Annotated in this window: 9 protein-coding genes; 7 read left to right on the top strand and 2 right to left on the bottom strand. The window is 35.5% G+C overall.

Features of this window, described 5'->3' with window-relative positions; all coding sequences use genetic code 11:
• Positions 1-17 precede the first annotated feature (17 nt).
• Complete coding sequence (porU, locus tag ACFFLS_RS15070; RefSeq protein ID WP_379684670.1) at positions 18-3,854, bottom strand: type IX secretion system sortase PorU; 3,837 nt, start codon at positions 3,852-3,854, stop codon at positions 18-20.
• 213 nt (positions 3,855-4,067) lie between these two features.
• Here porU and gldJ point away from each other — a divergent pair, with 213 nt between their 5' ends.
• Positions 4,068-5,738, top strand: coding sequence for a gliding motility lipoprotein GldJ (gene gldJ / locus ACFFLS_RS15065; RefSeq protein WP_379686355.1), 1,671 nt, complete (start codon positions 4,068-4,070; stop codon positions 5,736-5,738).
• Between the two features lie 117 nt (positions 5,739-5,855).
• The gene (locus ACFFLS_RS15060) at positions 5,856-7,142 is read left to right on the top strand and encodes a UDP-N-acetylmuramoyl-tripeptide--D-alanyl-D-alanine ligase (protein WP_379684671.1); all 1,287 of its coding nucleotides are present in this window, start codon (positions 5,856-5,858) and stop codon (positions 7,140-7,142) included.
• A gap of 39 nt (positions 7,143-7,181) precedes the next feature.
• On the opposite strand, the gene ACFFLS_RS15055 is transcribed toward ACFFLS_RS15060, so the two are convergent.
• Positions 7,182-10,052: a helix-turn-helix and ligand-binding sensor domain-containing protein gene (locus ACFFLS_RS15055; protein WP_379684672.1), complete on the bottom strand. Its 2,871-nt coding sequence runs from the start codon at positions 10,050-10,052 to the stop codon at positions 7,182-7,184.
• A 345-nt stretch (positions 10,053-10,397) separates the two neighbouring features.
• On the opposite strand from ACFFLS_RS15055, the gene ACFFLS_RS15050 reads away from it, so the two are divergent.
• From ACFFLS_RS15050 to ACFFLS_RS15030, 5 genes are all read left to right on the top strand, one after another.
• Positions 10,398-13,508 carry a SusC/RagA family TonB-linked outer membrane protein gene (locus ACFFLS_RS15050; protein ID WP_379684673.1) on the top strand — a complete coding sequence of 1,037 codons (3,111 nt, stop codon included), beginning with the start codon at positions 10,398-10,400 and terminating at the stop codon, positions 13,506-13,508.
• A gap of 13 nt (positions 13,509-13,521) precedes the next feature.
• A complete protein-coding gene (locus ACFFLS_RS15045) occupies positions 13,522-15,033 on the top strand; it encodes a RagB/SusD family nutrient uptake outer membrane protein (RefSeq protein WP_379684674.1) in 1,512 nt (503 codons plus the stop codon).
• A gap of 29 nt (positions 15,034-15,062) precedes the next feature.
• The gene (locus ACFFLS_RS15040) at positions 15,063-15,920 is read left to right on the top strand and encodes a hypothetical protein (protein WP_379684675.1); all 858 of its coding nucleotides are present in this window, start codon (positions 15,063-15,065) and stop codon (positions 15,918-15,920) included.
• Positions 15,921-16,041: 121 nt separating this feature from the next.
• A complete protein-coding gene (locus ACFFLS_RS15035) occupies positions 16,042-17,496 on the top strand; it encodes a glycoside hydrolase family 30 protein (RefSeq protein WP_379684676.1) in 1,455 nt (484 codons plus the stop codon).
• A 257-nt stretch (positions 17,497-17,753) separates the two neighbouring features.
• Positions 17,754-19,226 (top strand): glycoside hydrolase family 30 protein, encoded by a 1,473-nt coding sequence (locus tag ACFFLS_RS15030; RefSeq protein ID WP_379684677.1) that lies wholly within the window; start codon positions 17,754-17,756, stop codon positions 19,224-19,226.
• Positions 19,227-19,234 lie beyond the last annotated feature (8 nt).

Genomic DNA, 19,234 nt, shown 5'->3' with positions numbered 1-19,234 from the left:
TGCAAATATATAGATTATTATAAAATGACAAGCTTTTCGTATTTTTCTGCTTTTTTATTTGTTAAATTCGATTTAACGGTAAGTTTATAAATATAAACTCCTTTTCCGATTCTGTCGCCAAAATCATCCCTTCCATCCCATGTAATTTCTCTCGATAAAAAACCTTCAGTCGTAACTGTTTGGTTTTTCGTCCAGACTACTTTTCCGGTAATCGTCATTACCTGAACTTGTACATCCAGCGGTTCGTACGGTCTGTTATGGGAAAACCAGAATTCTGTATAAGTCGAAAAAGGATTTGGATAATTAAGAACATGCGACAATGTTAAAGATTCGTCTCCGACAACCGTAAACTGAATCTCGCTTGTAACCGGATTATTGTAAACATCCCAGGCTGTAAAACTTATGGTATGCAGTCCTGGTGCCAGATCGCGCAACGGAAAACGTAAATTTCCGTTGGTGTAATCGTCTAGTTTTGTTTGATAATAATCATTTAAAATATAAGGGTTGCTCACATCTCCATCTAAAATTGCAACTATATCATGTCCGATGCCACTTGCTGTATTTATTCCGTTTTCATCTTCAAGGAAAGCCAAAAGAAATGGTGATTCATTGGTGATTCCTCCAGACACAAAAGTTTCATCATTCATATATAACTTAACTTTCGGACTTATATTGTCCTGAGGTGCATTTTCGTTAATTCCTCCAATTTTTATACTGGTATTGTGACCGGACTGATTTTCTAGAGTTTCATTTTTCTTGGAATAAAAACTGATTCTTCCATTGTCTAAAGGGATTCTGATGTCTCTTGGAACAACAAAGCTAAACTCAAACTGGCCATTGGTTACAGAAGCGTTTCCTCTAAAAATAGTTTCGCCTAATGTTTTAAACTGCATAACGGGACTGTTGCCGTCGTTGTTTAAGGTAGAGGTTGTAATCATCTTATCGAAAATAGCCGCCGCGAGTTCTCCGTTATAATTGCTCAAAAGCGTATTGTTTTCATCTGTAATCTCACCTGAGATTTTCATTTTTGCTAAAGATTTAAAATCTGGAATAGTTTGAGAAACGTCAATGTCATTTACTTTGGTAAGATTGATTCTCGGTTTCGGAATGGCAAGCATTAAAGCTGGATCGCCGATATAAAAAACGACATTGCTGGCAGAACTTGGGGTTTCATTTTTCGAAATTCGAAGCGCCTCCGCTATAGAGGTGTACTGATTTGAGCCGTAAGATAAAAGGTTTCTGCTTAAATTGTCATTGAAGTTTTCAGCATTAAATTGTCCAATAGATCGAATGGTGGTTAACATTGAAATGGCGCCGCCTTTTGGATTCCAAAATGTATATTCCCCTGCGGTCGGTCGCGTTGGGTCGTCAAATCGCGAAAATTCACAAGTTATAGTTATGAATAAAGGATATTTGTATTGATTGTTTAGATTTTGTCCATCGGATTTTTCCCAAATCCTTTCACTTGCAAGACCGTCTTCGCCACCATGTCCTAAATAATTAAATACTAAAGCGCCTTTCTCAAAAGCATCAAAAAAATCGGTTCTGGCTTTTGGGTAACGTGATCCTCCGGCAGAAGCTTCTTGAGTATAGGAATCAAGAAATATTTTGTCGATATTAAAAAAAGGTTTTTCGGTTGCAATGACATCTGCCAGATTATTTTGTCTTGACTGCAGTGACGCGTCTGATGCCTGATCAGAATCATCGCTTATCAAAACAAAATTATTTCTCCAGTTTCCATATGATTTGGAATCGTGATATTCTAAGACTTTATTAACCATTTCTGCTGCCTGTGAGTTGTCTGAAACCAGCATTCGTCCTACGGCAATATCAATTCCTCCAAAAAATGAAGTTACATTTCCTTCGTCGGCATCCATCAGTCCGTAAAAATCATCAGATGCAAAAGAAGATTCTCCAGTGCTGGTGCTATTTAAAGCATGATAAATTGGTACAATATTGGTGTTATTTGAGATTCTGTCTTTGTAGTCGTAAGAAGCGTCTCCAAAAAGATTTATGTATTTTATTCTCTTTTCGTTAGAAGAGGCATTTTGATAAAGATATCTAATGCAGTTCCTAATGGCGGCAATATCCTGTTTGCCAGAAGAGAATTCCTGATAAATATTTTCGAGTGTAATGACTTTTACAGTTAAGTTTGAATAATTGCGATGAAAAGCCGCTAGCCTTTCTGCTTGAGAAGCTAACGATTTAGGAGTGATAATGGCATAATCGAGATCCTGAAAACTGTTTTGAGAGTTTCTTAAAAGAGTCCCTTTTAGATTCTGATTTGCAATTTTAGGTTGATTATCTTTTAAAGGAGTATAATAATCGGCAGGGTCTATAGCTATATATTTTCGCACTTCTCCTAAAGTTGCCTTAAAACTAAAAGAACTTTGATTGGCATTTTCTATACGTATTATATTATATAGGTCTGTAACATCCCAAACTTGCGAAATGGAAGTTGCATTTCCGATAGTGTAATTTGCGATTCCGGTAGAGGAGCCTGCGGCATCATACTGAAACCTGAATTGTTTTCCTGTTCCTAGAAGCTTTCTTTTTGCAGTAAGATTTATATAATCCAGATAGCCTTTTGAGCCAGGAACACCATTATTATTGTATGTTAATTTTATTTTTACAGTTTCAGATCCTGTAAAAGTAGTCCCAGAAGATAATTTTCCGTTGTAATATTTTATTTCAGAATTGGTAGTTAACGAATTGAAATTGATGGTTCCGATGTTTTGCCCGTTTGCGCTTACTAAAAAAGAAGTAGGAGTGTAAGCGGCAGAGGCCGCATTAAGTTCAATTTTTACAGGGACTGATGTTTCGATATTCGGAAAACTAAATGAAAATTCCTGTTCTTGATTGATTTCAAAAGATTCTCCTAGCCATTGTCTTCCTAAATGCCCGATATTCGTTTGGTCAATTTCATGAAATTGATAGTCATCAAACGTGTTCAGCTCTAAAGAAGCATTGGCAGAAGGCTGTGTGAGGTTTCCTATCCTTTTTCCGTCACCACCAGCTGTAGTGATGTAATAATACGATTTTGTGTCGTATAAATTAAGGTTTGTCTGGCTTTCAGTACTCCAGTTTTCAGCTCCTTCGGCGTAGAAAAGGATGTAGTCTTCATTGTTAAATGTGCCGTCGTTTTCTCCTATAACTTGAATAGCGTTTTCGGTAAGGTCCTCTGGGTAATAAGTGTTGTTGGCCAGCGGTAGCATTCGTCCGCCGTTTCCGTAGATTTTGATTCTTCTAGGGTCGGTTTTGGTAGGGTCAAAGCCAAGACTTTGTAAAAAAGATCTCGAAATCCTATACACTCCCGATTTTTCAACATAAAAACGATACCAATCTCCCGAAGCAAGAACGGAGTTGTAAACCGCAGCTGTTTTTTGAAAAGTAGAAGCGGTAGCGCTTCTTGCTGAAGAAGCACTAATCTGATATGAAAATGACTTGATTCTTTTAAAGCTGTTTCCTTCTTTTATAATAGGAGAAAGTAGTAAAAAAAGTTGCCTGTTTTCTCGAGACAGAACGCTTTTTAGCGTTTCGTTTGGTTTTTCGGGGATGTTGTTAAGGTTTAAATCTCCCAAATCTGCAACCGAAACAGTTTCGTATAATACATTAGAAATTTGCACTGATCCGCCGTTTGCAGCGTTCGATTGACTCAGATTAAGCATGAGGGAGATACTCTTTTTGGTAAAATCGTATCGAAAACCGTTGCCTGTGAAATAAGGAATAATCGTTTTGTAATCGCCAAAACTCATCTCTTTTTTTGCTTTCCAATCTATTGTGAAGCTCCCATTTATCTGGGAAAACGACAAGATAGGGAAGAGGAAAAGGTACACAAATAGAGCTTGTTTCATAGTTCAGAAAAACGGGATTAATTTAAAATTATTTTGATTAGTAAAAATATATTATTTCATGTTATAGTAAATAATAAAAAGTATATTTTTGCGTTCGTAACTATAGGTTATTTTCTGGTAAAAAACAGCTAAATAAAATTATTAGAACAGATGTTGCTAATTAAATGTTAATTATTATATTGCAGCACCTAAATTTATCACCTAAGAATGAGTATGAAAGTAAACAAAATTGTAGTCTTGCAGTTAATGATGTCAGTAGTATTGATGTTGGGCACGGCTAGTTGTAGCAAAAAATCGAGTTCCTCTCACGCTTCACGAGCGACTGGTTGGGATGTAGACAGTCAGAATGGAACTGCTGCTAGAAATGCAGGTAAAAAACAACAGGCTGGCCCTGGTTTGGTTTTTGTTGAAGGAGGTACATTTACAATGGGTAAAGTACAGGACGATGTTATGCACGATTGGAATAACACTCCGACTCAACAGCACGTTCAATCATTCTATATGGATGAAACCGAAGTTACTAATGGTATGTACTTAGAATACCTAGAATGGTTGAAAAAGGTTTTCCCTCCAACAGAAGAAAATTACAAGAATATTTACGAAGGAGCATCTCCTGATACTCTTGTTTGGAGAAATCGTTTAGGATACAACGAAACGATGACAAACAACTACTTAAGACATCCGTCTTATGCTAATTATCCAGTAGTTGGTGTAAACTGGATTCAGGCTGTTGAATTTAGCAAATGGAGAACTGACCGTGTAAATGAGGCAGTTTTAGAGAAAAACGGATACGTTAAAAAAGGTGCTAAAACACAAGACGTAAGCGCTGAAAGTTTATTTAATACAGAAGCTTATCTTGCATCTCCATCTACAACTTATGGTGGTAATGAAGAATTAGTATTGAAGAAAAGCCCAACAGGAAGAAGGCTTAAAAATGGTGAAGAACAAAAAAATGTTTATGCACAACGTTCTTCAGGTATTATTTTGCCTGAGTACAGACTTCCTACTGAAGCAGAATGGGAATATGCAGCTGCAGCTGATGTTGGACAAAGAGAATACAATATCTATAAAGGACAAAAGAAATATCCTTGGTCTGGAGATTATACACGTTCTTCAAAACGTAAAAATAGAGGTGATCAATTGGCTAACTTTAAACAAGGAAACGGTGACTACGGTGGAATTGCAGGTTGGTCTGATGATGGTGCAGATATTACTAATGCTGTAAAAAGCTATGCTCCAAACGACTTCGGATTATACGATATGGCTGGTAACGTAGCAGAATGGGTTGCCGATGTTTACAGACCTATTATTGATAACGAAGCTAACGATTTCAACTATTTCAGAGGAAATCAATACGCTAAAAATAAAATTGGTAAAGATGGTAAACTTGAAATTATCAATAAAGATAATATTCAATATAAAACTTTAAGTAACGGTAAAAAAGTTGCGACTAACTTACCAGGAGAAATTGCTCAGGTTCCGGTTGATGAAAATGAAACGTATTTGAGACAAAACTTCAGTACAAGTGATAACATCAACTATAGAGATGGTGATAAACAATCTTCAAAATATTTTGACTTTGGAGATTCTGAGTCTGGTGCAAAAGCTGACCAAGCAATGTATAACTCTCCTAAGCACAATGTAACTGTTGATAGTTTAGGTCAAATGGTTAGAAAATATGACAACTCTAGTAAACGTACTACATTAATCGATGATAACGTAAGAGTTTACAAAGGTGGATCTTGGAGAGACAGAGCTTATTGGTTAGACCCTGCTCAAAGAAGATACTTCCCTCAGGATATGGCAACAGATTACTTAGGATTTAGATGTGCTATGTCTAGAGTAGGTTCTAAAACTGAAAGAAGAAAATCACCAAGGAATTAAGATTTAGAATTCTAAACATATAAAATTCCAAATTCCAAAACTGAATATTCAGTTCGGAATTTGGAATTTTTTTATTGTTTTTTTTCTAATTTTATAAAATGAACAAAAAAGATAAAAATGAATATTCAAGGCATTCATAACCTGTTTTTACAATGTAAATCGCTTTCAATCGATACACGTAAAATTGAAAAAGATTCTATGTTTTTTGCTATAAAAGGCGAGAATTTTGATGCTAATACTTTTGCAAAAGATGCTTTAGATCTTGGAGCTTTGTTTGTTGTTATAGATAACGAAAAGTATTTTATTGACGAAAGAACCGTTTTGGTTCAAAACAGTCTAGAAACGCTTCAGGAACTTGCAAAATTCCATCGTTCTTATCTTGCTCTGCCAATTGTTGCTCTAACGGGAAGTAATGGAAAGACTACAACAAAAGAGCTTATAAATGCTGTATTGTCTAAAAAATACAATACAAAGGCAACTGTTGGCAATCTAAACAATCATATTGGAGTTCCCTTGACTTTATTGTCTTTTACCAAAGAAACCCAAATCGGAATTGTAGAAATGGGAGCCAATCATCAAAAAGAGATTGATTTTTTGTGCAATATAGCCCAACCCGATTTTGGCTACATAACCAATTTTGGAAAAGCACATCTTGAAGGTTTTGGAGGCGTACAAGGTGTAATTGCAGGGAAAAGCGAGATGTATCATTTTTTGAGAGCAAATGACAAAACAGTTTTTGTAAATCTTGATGATGCTGTTCAGGTTGAAAAATCAAAAGATATAAAAGCGTTTACTTTTGGGTTGAATAATGACGATGCAGATCTGAATATTCAAAACATTCAGGCAGATCCATTTGTGGCTATCAGTTATAATGATTTTAGTATACAATCGCATCTAATTGGCCTTTATAATGCTAATAATATAAATGCAGCCACCGCAATAGGTTTGTATTTTGAAGTTGTACAAGAAGATATCAAAAGTGCCATAGAAAATTATATTCCGGCCAATAACAGATCTCAAATGATGAAAAAAGGATCAAATGAGATTATTCTTGATGCTTATAACGCAAATCCAAGCAGTATGGCAGTTGCAATAACTAACTTTTTGCAATTAGGAAGTTCAAATAAAATTATGATACTGGGCGATATGTTTGAGCTGGGCGACGAAAGTGCTGTTGAACATAAAATCATCGCAGATTCATTAAAAGAACAGACCAATTCGGTTTGCTATTTAATTGGGAAATTTTTCTATGAAAATAAAACCGAAAGCAAACAAGTATTCTTTTTTGAAACCTTCGACTCCTTTGCAGATTATATTAAAACACAGCAGTTTCATGACAATACCATCCTGATTAAAGGGTCGCGTGGTATGGCGCTGGAACGTACATTAGAATATATTTCTTAAAAGCTAAAGCCATTCTATTTTTAGAATGGCTTACTTTTTTTAGATACTCATCAAAAATCCGATTAGGTTTTCTTTTTTGTTTAAACCAAGTTTTTTACGAAGTCTGTAACGTGCTAGTTCAACACCTCCAGTTGAAATATTCATGATTTCTGCGATTTCTTTTGTAGACATATTCATAAGAAGATAAGTCGATAAATCGAGTTCACGGGGCGAAATAGTTGGATATTTTTCTTTTAAGCGTTTCAAGAATTCAAAATGCACATTTTTGATGTGTTTTTCTAAATCCTTCCAGCTTTTATCGGTGTTTACTTCTTTTACAATGCTTTTATTTAGTTTGCTGACCTGAAATTTAGTAGAATCATCAAGAGCTTCGACGTCTATTTCTTTTAGTTTATGGATGATTCCATTCAGGATTTTGTTCTTTTTCACGACTTGAAGTGAATTGTTAACCAGTTCTTTGTCTTTGGCTAGAATTTTGATCTGAAGCTTGTCGTTTTTTAGTTTTTCGATTTCTTTTTCTAAATCATATTGTTCCTGTCTGATTTTCGATTCTTTTTCCAGATACAATCTTCTTTGTTCGATAGTTTCGTAATATTTGTTTTTTCTGATTTTCATTTTAATGCGATTTGAAACAACGTATATCGCGATGATTATCAAGACGAAATAGCATATAAAAGCTAAAAAATGACGATACCAAGGGGGAGAAACTGTAAAAGATAAGGTTGATGGGTCAGATTGAATTCCGTAGCTGTTTCGTACCTTTACATTCATTGTGTAATCTCCCTCTCGAAGGTTGGTGTATTCTTTTATCGAAATGTTCGACCAGTTGCTCCATTTATCGTCAAAAGGTTTTAACTGATAGGAAAACTCAACATTTTCAAGATTTTCATAAGTCGGTGATGAAAAGGTGAATCGCACATGATTTGCTGCATATCTGATGCTGATTTTTTCAGTCTTTTTTTGATTGTTGCCTAAAATTATGGTATCGCCCGGAAAAGAAAAACTACGAATAAAAGCTTTCGGTTTTGTAACAAAGTTGTTTTGTACAGCCGAATCGTAATGAGCAAGACCATCTGTTAATCCGATAAAAATGTTTTTTGAATCGATAGTATTTACAGATAGATAATTGCTTACTAGATTTCCGGTAAGACTCGAGAAAGGAGCAACTATATTGATGTATTTGTTGTTTCGTTTCATTAAAACCCCAAGAGATTCATCATAAGCATACCAAAGATTCGATTGAGAATCTTCATTTAACGCATTTATGATAGGAATACTTTTGAAAAGTGAAGTCAGGTTTTTGTCTTCGTAAAATAAATCCTGTTCTTCAGAATATTTATAAAAATGATTATGTGTCTGAAAATAAATTCTGCCCCTAATTTTCTGCAGGCTTCCTATTGATCTAAACTTCGAAGTGAGCTGGTCGATTTTTTTAATTGATGAAAAATGACTCAAATCATCACTTAATGCCATTTTATAAATAGACTCGTCTTTTTTAAGCCAAAAATAAGAATTGTCAAGTTCAAAACTGTTAGATGATTTGTCAAAACCTGCGACTTGATTTTTAAAAACCAGACCATTTGCTGTTTTTTGAAAAATAGCGAAACCATCATAGTTAGAGCCAATAAAATAATCCGGATGATTTGGTATTTTCTTAAATCCAAAATAACCTTTTGAATCTATAATTCGGGTTACATGTCCTCCGTTTATGACCAAAGCTCCGCGGTTGTTAGAACAAACTAGTTCGTTTCCGATTATCTGTACATTCCAAGACTGTGCTGTTGTTCCTTCGACAAGTTTAAAAACATCTTCTTTGAAACTGTTGTTCCATGCGTGGTAAAAAACACCTTGATTGGTAGCGACATAGAGATTTCCTTGGTAAACGACAGAAGCATAAACAGTACTGAGGTTGTAGCTAAAACCGAAATATGTAAAAGGAGAGTTCTCATTTACATAGGCGATTCCGTTGTCTAAGCCAAGCCAGAGATTGTTTTTATTGTCAATAAAAGAAGTTAGAACAGTGTTGTTTTGAAGGCCTTTTTTGCGATTGATATGCTGGATTATTTTTCCGTTAAAATCACAGATGATAATACCGTCTAGAACTGAATTTAAGACGATGAATTTGTTATTTATGATTACGCCTCCAAGCGAATTGTTTTTTTTGACAAAAGTATTGGCATCAGTATTCCAAGGCTTAATCGTGTTATTTTCATAAATAAACAAGCCTTTTTCGAGTGTAATGATTAAGGTTTTGTTTGGAGCTAAAGCATACATTCCCCAGATTTCGGTATTGTTTAGGGAAGTTGTATTTGGAAGCGCATACAATTTTCCGTTATGGTACTCTAAAATTCCTTTTTCGATATCCTGAAAGTAAAGCTTATTGTTTACGGTGAAAGAAAACTGAAAACGTTTTGGCGCTTTTAGGATAGTTAATTTTCCATTTTTGAAGATATAAGCTCGCGCAAAAGACTGAAAAACAATCTGATTGTCTATAGAGTGAATTTTCCAAATAAAATCGATGATTTTGATTTTGTTCTTGTCGACATATTTTGAAAGAGATGTATAAGAAAGTATTCCTTTTTCGTTAGGTTCGAAATAACCGAATTCGTTGTAACCTCCAACATAAACCTTTCCCGATTGTTCAATTTTTAAGCATCGTACCGAGGTCAAATTTGGAAGTGGATATTTACGCCAAGAAGATCCATCAAATTGTAACAAGCCATTGTTGTTTGCAAAGTAGAGATTTCCATTGCTGTCTTGTCCGATATTCCAGTTTTGTGTTCCTCCTTTGTATTCGTTTCGTTTGTAATTTCTTACATCTGGAAGGCCTGTGTTTTTTACTTGTCCAAAAAAAGTAATTGAGAATAATGTAAAAAAAGTAATGTAAAAATATGATTTTTTCAAATTCATGATATTTTAAAACATTTGGTTGCTTTTAGGTTTAATTCTTTTATTCATAGTGTTTTATGAGTTGTTTGTCGGTACTATTTCGTTATAGTTTGTGCTTTTTTTAATAAAAATACACAATAAAAGAACATTGTAGTGTTTATTTAATCAATTAACATTTCAATAACATTGTTAAATTTTATTTCAACTAATTGTTAATGAGTTTTTTATGAAAAAAATGATGTGTTTTTGTAATATGTAAAAATTAAATTTGATGTGTTTTTGTAGTGAATTTTAATTGCCGATACTAAAAAATTAACATTATTATTGCATCAAATTACTAATTAATTAACCAAAATTTTTAGAAAAATGAAATTAACAAAATTACTTGTTTTTTGTATTTCGTCTTTGTTATTCTCGATTGTCGCAGTGGCTCAGGATGTCACAGTAAGCGGAATGATAAATGATGAAAGTGGGATGCCTGTTCCGGGCGCTACAGTTTTATTAAAGGGTACAAATAAATCTACTGCATCTGATTTTGATGGTAAATTTCAGATTACTGTACCTTCTAATGGAACGTTGACTGTTACTTTTATCGGTTATGCTACAGTAAATGAAGCTGTAAATGGAAGAACAAAAATTACTATTCAATTAAAACCTGAATCACAATCTTTAAATGAGGTTGTAGTTGTGGGATATGGTACACAAAAGAAATCAGTTGTTACAGGAGCAATTTCAAGTGTAAAAGCTGCGGATCTTGAAAAAGTGCCAAACGGGCGTGTTGAGCAATCATTACAAGGTAGAGTTGCTGGTGTTACTGTTGCAGCTACTTCTGGACAACCTGGTGCAGCTTCTAAAGTTCGTATTAGAGGTATAACTACTTTTAGAGAAGGAGGAAATGATCCTTTATGGGTGATTGATGGAATTGCAGTTGATGCCGGCGCAATTGGTTTTATTAATCAATCTGACATTGAATCTATCGAGGTTCTGAAAGATGCAGCTTCTGCAGCCATTTATGGTACTCGTGCTGCAACTGGGGTTATCTTGGTTACGACTAAAAAAGGAAAATCAGGAAAACTTTCTGTAAACTACAATGGTTTCGCAGGAATTGCTGGTCCAGCAAAAAGATTAGATCTATTGAATGCGTCTCAATATGCAGCAATTATGAATGAAAAGTCTTTGGCTGATGGAGGTTCAATAAAATATGCAAATCCAGGATCTTATGGAAAAGGTACAGACTGGCAAGATGCAGTTTTTAACGATTCAGCTTTTAGATATACTCACGAATTGAGTATTAGTGGAGGAAACGACAAATCTACCTTTTATGCTTCTTTCGGAATTCAAGATCAGGAAGGTATTGTTGCGACTGATATTTCAAATTATTCAAAGAAAAACTTCCGTCTGAATTCTACACACAAACTTTCGAACTACTTTACTTTTGGACAAACTTTTGGCTACACACACCAAAAATCAACAGATTTTGGAAATGTTAATAATGAGTTTGGAGGAGTGTTAAGCTCGGTAATTAATTTAGATCCTCTTACTCCATTAGTAGAAACAGATCCTGTTCTGGCTTCTCAAGGTTATTACACATTTGCAAATGTTGTTAGAGATGCCAACGGTAATCCTTACGGAATTTCTCCTGTGGTGCAACAAGAAATGACAAATCCGTTAGCTTTTATGCAAACTAGATTAGGAGGTTTTAACTGGTCTGATGATTTTGTTGGAAATGCCTATTTGGAGGCAAATATTACAAGTCATTTAAAATTCAGAACTACACTTGGAGGTAAATTAGCTTATTGGGGCAAAGAGATGTTTACTCCTGTTTTCTACCTGAATCCGAATATGAAGGTAGATAGAAACAATTATAGTCAGGATAACGAAAAAGCATTTGCTTGGAATATAGAAAACATTCTTACTTATTCTAATAAATTTGGGAATCACTCAATTAATGCTTTAGCGGGACAAGGTGCTTATGTTGAAAATATTGGAAAAACAATTGGTACTACATTCTATGGTTTGCCAATTACAAGCTATAAAGACGCTTCTTGGAATTTTAATCTTCCACAAGATGATATGGTTAGTAGAGCAAGTGATAAAATAGAACATAAATTATCATCTTTATTTTTCCGTCTCAACTACGATTACAAAGAGAAATATCTATTTACTGGAATTGTTCGTCGCGATGGTTCGACACGATTTGGAGAAAATAAGAAATTTGGAGTTTTTCCTTCATTTTCTCTAGGATGGGTAGTTTCGAAAGAAGGCTTCTGGAAAGAAAACAACGTAGTTAATACTTTAAAAATACGTGGTGGCTACGGAGTTGTAGGGAATGATAATATTTGGGATTTCAAATATAGAGGTTTAGTAGTTGGAGGATACAATTACTCTGTCGGAAATGAAGGAACAATTACTACAGGTTACGGAAACTCTACTTTGCCAAATGCTGATTTAGGATGGGAAGAGACATCTCAGACAACTATTGGCCTTGACGCTAGACTTTTAAGTGACTTTACGCTTACTTTAGATTATTTCAAAAAGAGAACTACTGGAATCTTAAGAGACGTTGTTATTCCTGGTTACGTTGGAGTTGTTGATGCACCTGCGGCAAACATTGCCGATATGGACAATAGTGGATTTGAGGTTGAACTTGGGTACAAGAAAAAACTTGGTGATTTTAATTTAGGAGTTAATGCCAATTTTGCCTACTTAAAAAATGAAGTTACTTACGTAGGTTCGTCTACAAACTTTATTGCTGGAGATGCTAGTTTCCAATCTATGGGACAAGTAACAAGAACACAAGTAGGACATTCATTTAATGAATTCTATGGTTATAAAACAGCGGGTATTTTTCAAAATGAAGCAGAAGTTGCGGCATATAAAAATGCTTCTGGAGGTTTAATTCAGCCAAATGCAAAACCTGGAGATTTCCGTTGGACAGATACTAATGGAGACGGTACGATTACAGAAGCTGATAAACAATACTTAGGGACAAATATCCCTAAATATACGTTTGGTTTTACTATAAACCTGGATTATAAAAACTTTGACTTCATGGCGTTTACTCAAGGTGCAGCAGGAAGCAAAATTTTCCAAGGTTTAAGAAGACTTGATATGCTGACAGCAAACTATCAGACAAAAGCTTTAGAGCGTTGGACAGGAGAAGGAACTTCAAACGATTATCCTAGATTGACAAACAGCGATCCAAACAAAAACTTCAGCAATATGTCTGATTTCTATCTTGAAAATGGCAACTACTTACGCTTGAAAGTTGTTACTCTTGGATATACAATGCCAACTGGTTTGTCATCTAAAATTGGTGCAGATAAAGTTCGTTTTTACTTAACTGGAGAAAACTTATTCACTTTTACCAAATACACGGGTTATGATCCAGAAATTGGAGGTCAGGTTTTCGGTGTAGATAAAGGTGTTTATCCGCAAGCAAGAACTATTCTGTTAGGAGCTAACGTTCAATTTTAAAAATTAAAGAATTATGAAAACTATAAAATTTAAATATATATGCTTTGCCTTAGCATTGGGAGCCTTAACAACATCTTGTTCTGAAGATTTTGTTACTATAAATCCGCAAGGGCAATTTGATTCAAGTACTTATTTTTCTAACGAACAGCAATGTTATGCCGCTTTGATTGGAGTTTATGATCCATTGAGAAAAAATACGGGCGGTTTCGAAAATTTAGTAGCGATGCTAAACGCTGGTTCAGATGATTTTTATGCTGGCGGAGGAAGTGCTACAGACGGAAACGGAATCCAGAATTTTTCTACTCATTCTCTTTCATCAATCAGTATTCCAAGTAGTTATTGGAATGATCATTATCAAGGAGTTTCAAGAGCAAATATGCTAATATCAAAACTTCCTGCAGCAGCTATGAATGATAATGTGAGAGCCAGATTTGCTGCAGAAGCAAAAGCATTAAGAGCACTTTATTATTTTAATCTGGTTAGAATGTTTAAGAATATTCCATTGGTTTTGGTGCCTTTGACTACTCAGACTATTTACGATCCAGAACAGGTGACGCCAGATGTAATTTATGCACAAATAGAAAAAGATTTATTAGAGGCTATTCCATCTTTGCCAAATACGTTAGATGTGAAAACAGAATCTGGAAGATTGAACAAAGGAGCAGCTCAGGCAATTCTCGGTAAAGTATATTTATTTGAAAACAAAAAGACAGAAGCAGCAGCTGTTTTGGCACAAGTAAATGGTACACCAGGAACAACAAACCAATATGGAAATAAACTCTTGGATAAATTTAGTGATTTGTGGGTAACAACAAATAAGTTTAATGCAGAGTCTTTATTAGAAGTATCTCATAGTAGTGCTGGTAATTCTGAGTGGGGTTTCTGGGGACAAGGTAAAGACGAAGGAAACTCTCTAAACGTTATGGTTGGACCTAGAGGTTATGTAAGATCAGCAAATTCTGATGCACCAGATCTTCCTGCAGGCTGGGCGTTTAACGTGGCAACTCAGAAATTGTATGATGCTATGAAAAATGACCCGAGATTTGAAGCCACTATTTTTGATTTGAAAGCCTTAAAAGCAGCAGGTAAAGCAGACTATATTCCAGCTTATCAAGATACTGGTTATTTCTTGAACAAATACCTTCCGAGACAATCTGATGTTCGTACAGGAGGAGGAGCTGCTGAGCTGAACTATAAACAAAATTCATATGTAATCAGACTTGCAGATACTTACTTAATGGAAGCAGAAGCCCTAGGGTCTGGAGCCAGAGCACAAGCGTTGTTAGATGCAGTAAGAGCTAGAGTTGGACTGGCATCTATTCCTGTAACATTAGCCGCTATCAAAAACGAGCGTAGAATGGAATTAGCAGGAGAAGGACACAGATTCTTTGACCTGGTAAGATGGGGAGACGCAGCAACAGCATTAGCAGACAGAGGTTTTGATGCAGGTACAGATGAGATTTTTCCAATTCCTTTTACAGAGTTAAATGGTACAAAATTGAAGCAAAATCCTAATTATCAGTAAGAAGATTAAGTAACCAAAAACACAAAAAAATGAACCTGAATATAAATTTAAAAAGAAGTGTATTCCTAATGCTGGCTCTAGCATTAGGAACACTTACAAGTTGTGATGACGATGTTAACGGAAATCCGCTGATTGCTTCAAATGTTGATGCTTCGTTTACTGTAACTCCAGTAACAGGAGCAATCAATACTTATCTTTTGGTTGCGCAACCAAAAGGGGTTATTTCATCAAAATGGGATACAGGTACTGGTGCCTATCCAGGAAAAATGAATGAAACGATTTCGCTTCCAGATGCAGGAACTTATACAATTACACATACAGCAATTGGTGCGGGTGGCGCAATGGGAACTGCAACTGCTCAAGTAACAGTGGCAACTTCTGATCCTGCAAAAGGAAACCTTATAAAAGGCGGGTCATTTGTAACAGCAGAAGATCAAGCAAACTGGAAAAAAGTGATTTACAATGCAGGCGCAGACTGGACTTACAGTGCAAAAGGCGCAACCATTAGTGGCGGACATGCGGGGATTTATCAGGCTGTAGATGTAATAAAAGATAAAGAATACACTATCGACATGACTGTTTCTGGAGGAGCTTCTAGTGATATGTGGTTTGAAGTTTATGCAGGAAAGGTTGATCCAGCTACTGTTTCTGGAGATTACGGAGATGGTGGAAAAGTGATGGGACTTAGCACTTGGGACGGATGCGGTAAAACGGAGTTTTCAGGAAGATTATCAGCTATTGGTTGTGTGAAAAACGCGAAAAAAGATGCAGTCAGCAATGTTGTGAAATTTGACACAACAGGTAAAATCTATCTGATGATTCGTTGCGGAGGCGGAATAGCACCAGGAGGAATCAGTGTAAAAAGTGTTGAACTTAGAGGAAAATAAAGAGTTAAGTTAAGTTTAAGTTTGGTTGTAAATAGCCCGTAATCATTTTGAATATGGGCTATTTTTTAAATCCTTGAACATGCCGTTTAAACTTCAATTTTAAATTTATAATTGGAAAAGAATGAAAAAAAATACTTTAAAAATTCTATGTCTTTTGTTTGCTGCAACAGCTTTTGCACAACAGCCAAAACCTAAGAAGGAATTTACCGCCAAAGGCAAGAAAGTTACAGTTTATACCACTGCAGAAAATACCAATCTGCGTCTTACATCAACAGATAATCTGACTTTTTCTGCATCCAAACAACCACTAGAAACCGAAACATCAGTTTTTGTGCAACCTTCTAAAAAGTTTCAAACTTTCATGGGAATTGGCGCTGCTGTAACAGATGCAAGCGCCGAGATTTTTGCTAAACTTTCGAAAGAAAAACAAGACGAGTTTTTAAATGCTTATTACGATAAACAAAAAGGTATTGGCTATTCTTTGCTAAGAACAACGATTCAGAGTTCTGATTTTAGCAGTGGAAGCTATTCTTATATCGAAGAGGGAGATAAAGATCTGAAAACTTTTTCTATTGACCACGACAGGCAATACCGTATTCCATTGATAAAAAAAGCAATCCAGAGTGCCGGGGGAAAGTTGACAACATATGTTGCTCCGTGGTCGCCGAACGCTTTTATGAAAAGCAATAAAAATGTACTGAAAGGAGGGACTTTATTGCCGGAGTATTACCAAACTTGGGCCAATTTTTATGTAAAGTTTATTAAGGCTTACGAAAAAGAAGGCATTCCGATCTGGGGTACATCAACCCAAAATGAACCTATGGCAGTACAGACTTGGGAATCTTGTATTTATACTGCCGAAGCAGAAAGAGATTTTATTAAAAACTTTCTGGGACCTACTTTGAAAAAAGAAAATTTAGGAAGCAAAAAAATCATTGTCTGGGATCATAATCGTGATTTGATGAATTACAGAGCAAATGTGATTTATTCTGATCCCGAAGCTTCAAAATATGTTTGGGGAATGGGATTTCATTGGTATGAAAACTGGTCTGGCGGAGCTTCAATGTTTGATAATGTTGCCAAAGTAAATGAAGCATATCCAGATAAAGGATTAATGTTTACAGAAGGTTGCGTAGAAAAATTTGATGCCACCAAATACCAATATTGGCCAAATGGAGAACGTTACGGGATTTCGATGATCAATGATTTTAACAACGGAACAGCAGGATGGACAGATTGGAATATATTGCTGGATCAAAACGGTGGGCCTAATCATGTAGGGAATTTTTGTTTCGCACCGATTCATGCAGATACTTCAACTGGAGAGTTGATTTATACTCCATCTTATTATTACATAGGACATTTCTCGAAATTCATTCGTTTAAATGCTGTCAGAATTAGTACAGCAGTAAGCAGAAGTGCGCTTTTGAGTACTTCATTCTTAAACACAGACGGAACAATGGCAACAATTGTAATGAACCAATCCGCCAATGAACTTACTTATAATTTGATTATTGGTGCAGAAAAAACAGTCGTGAAGATTCCACCTCACGCAATTCAGACACTTGTTTATTAATGTTTGTAGTAAAGTAGAGATGAAGGCTAGTTGAATCATCCATAATAGTCTTCTCTTTACTTTTAATTGATTGATTTTAAGATAGTATGAAAGCCAGAATTTTAGCATCAGTCCTCATATTCATGCAAGTAAGCTGTTTGTTCTCGCAAATCATTTACTCTTTAGAAAATAAATCATTAAGACAAACTATAACTATTCCTGCCCATGCAATACAGACAATTGTCTGCTAAAGCATGATTAACTAAAAACTATAAAAAATGAAATTCAATCTTAGTAATACTATAAAAGCGATATTGTTTGTGACAGTAATTTTGACGCAAGTAAAATGCTCTTCTTCTGGAGATACAACTGATCCAGGAACAGTAACACCTCCAGTGGTAAATCCGCCGACGGTTACCAACGATGTTGACTTTTGGCTTACTAAAGGGAATCAAAGCGTATTGTTGACAAAACAGGCAGGAACTTTGGGATTTGGAACAACTTATAATATTTACAATACTATTGAGGTCGATGCTGCCCAAAAATACCAAACAATAGATGGTTTTGGATATACATTAACCGGTGGAAGCGCTGACGTAATTAACCAATTGACACCAGCAAAAAAGAGCGCTCTCTTGCAGGAATTATTTGGTTCAGGCGAAAACTCAATTGGTGTCAGTTATCTTCGAATCAGTATTGGAGCATCAGATTTAAATGCAGCGCCTTTTACATATAATGATATTACGACTGGTGAAACAGATTTGGATCTTGCAAAATTTAGTTTGGATAAAGACAGAAACGGAGTAATTGCACTTTTAAAAGAAATCTTGGCTATCAATCCAAAAATTCTGATTTTGGCAACTCCTTGGTCGGCACCGCTTTGGATGAAAGATAAAAACAGTTTTGTGGGAGGAAAACTGCAAGAGCAATACTACGATGTTTATGCTAAATATTTTGTGAAATACATTCAGCAGATGAAAGCCGAAGGAATTACAATTGACGCGGTGACCCCGCAGAACGAACCTTTGCACGATGGAAACAATCCGAGTATGTATATGTCTGCAGCAGATCAGGCTTTGTTTATAAAAAAGAATTTAGGACCGGCTTTTAAAGTCGCAAATATTACCGCAAATATTATTACCTACGATCATAATTGCGATAATCCGAATTATCCTAAAGCAATTTTGGCAGATGCCGAAGCATTTCCTTTTGTTGACGGATCGGCTTTTCATTTATATGCTGGAGACATAAACGCACTTACCAATGTTTACAATGCTTATCCGAGTAAAAACATATATTTTACAGAACAGTATACTGCTTCTACAGGTGATTTTGGAGGCGATTTAAAGTGGCATCTCAAAAATGTAATCATTGGCTCTATGCGAAATTACAGTAAGAATGCTTTGGAATGGAATCTCGCCAATAATGCTTCTTTCGGCCCCAATACTTCAGGCGGATGTACGACCTGTAAAGGCGCCTTAACGATAACGTCTCCAGAAAACTTTCAGCGTAATGTGGCTTATTATATTATAGCGCATGCTTCAAAATTCGTTCCTGCTGGATCGGTTAGAATCGGAAGCAATATAAGCGGGAATCTTCAGAATGCTGCTTTTATAACGCCTTCTGGTTCAAAGGTTTTAATTGTGGAGAATGACAGCTCGGATCTTCAGATGTTCAATATAAAATTTAATGGTAAATGGGTGACCTCTTCTCTTGAAGGCGGATCAGTTGGGACTTACACTTGGAAATAATTAAAGAA

The organism is Flavobacterium procerum, from assembly GCF_042431625.1.
GTDB lineage: Bacteria > Bacteroidota > Bacteroidia > Flavobacteriales > Flavobacteriaceae > Flavobacterium > Flavobacterium procerum.
Note: the sequence above shows the minus strand (reverse complement) of the source record. Positions and strands in the feature narration are given on the sequence as shown.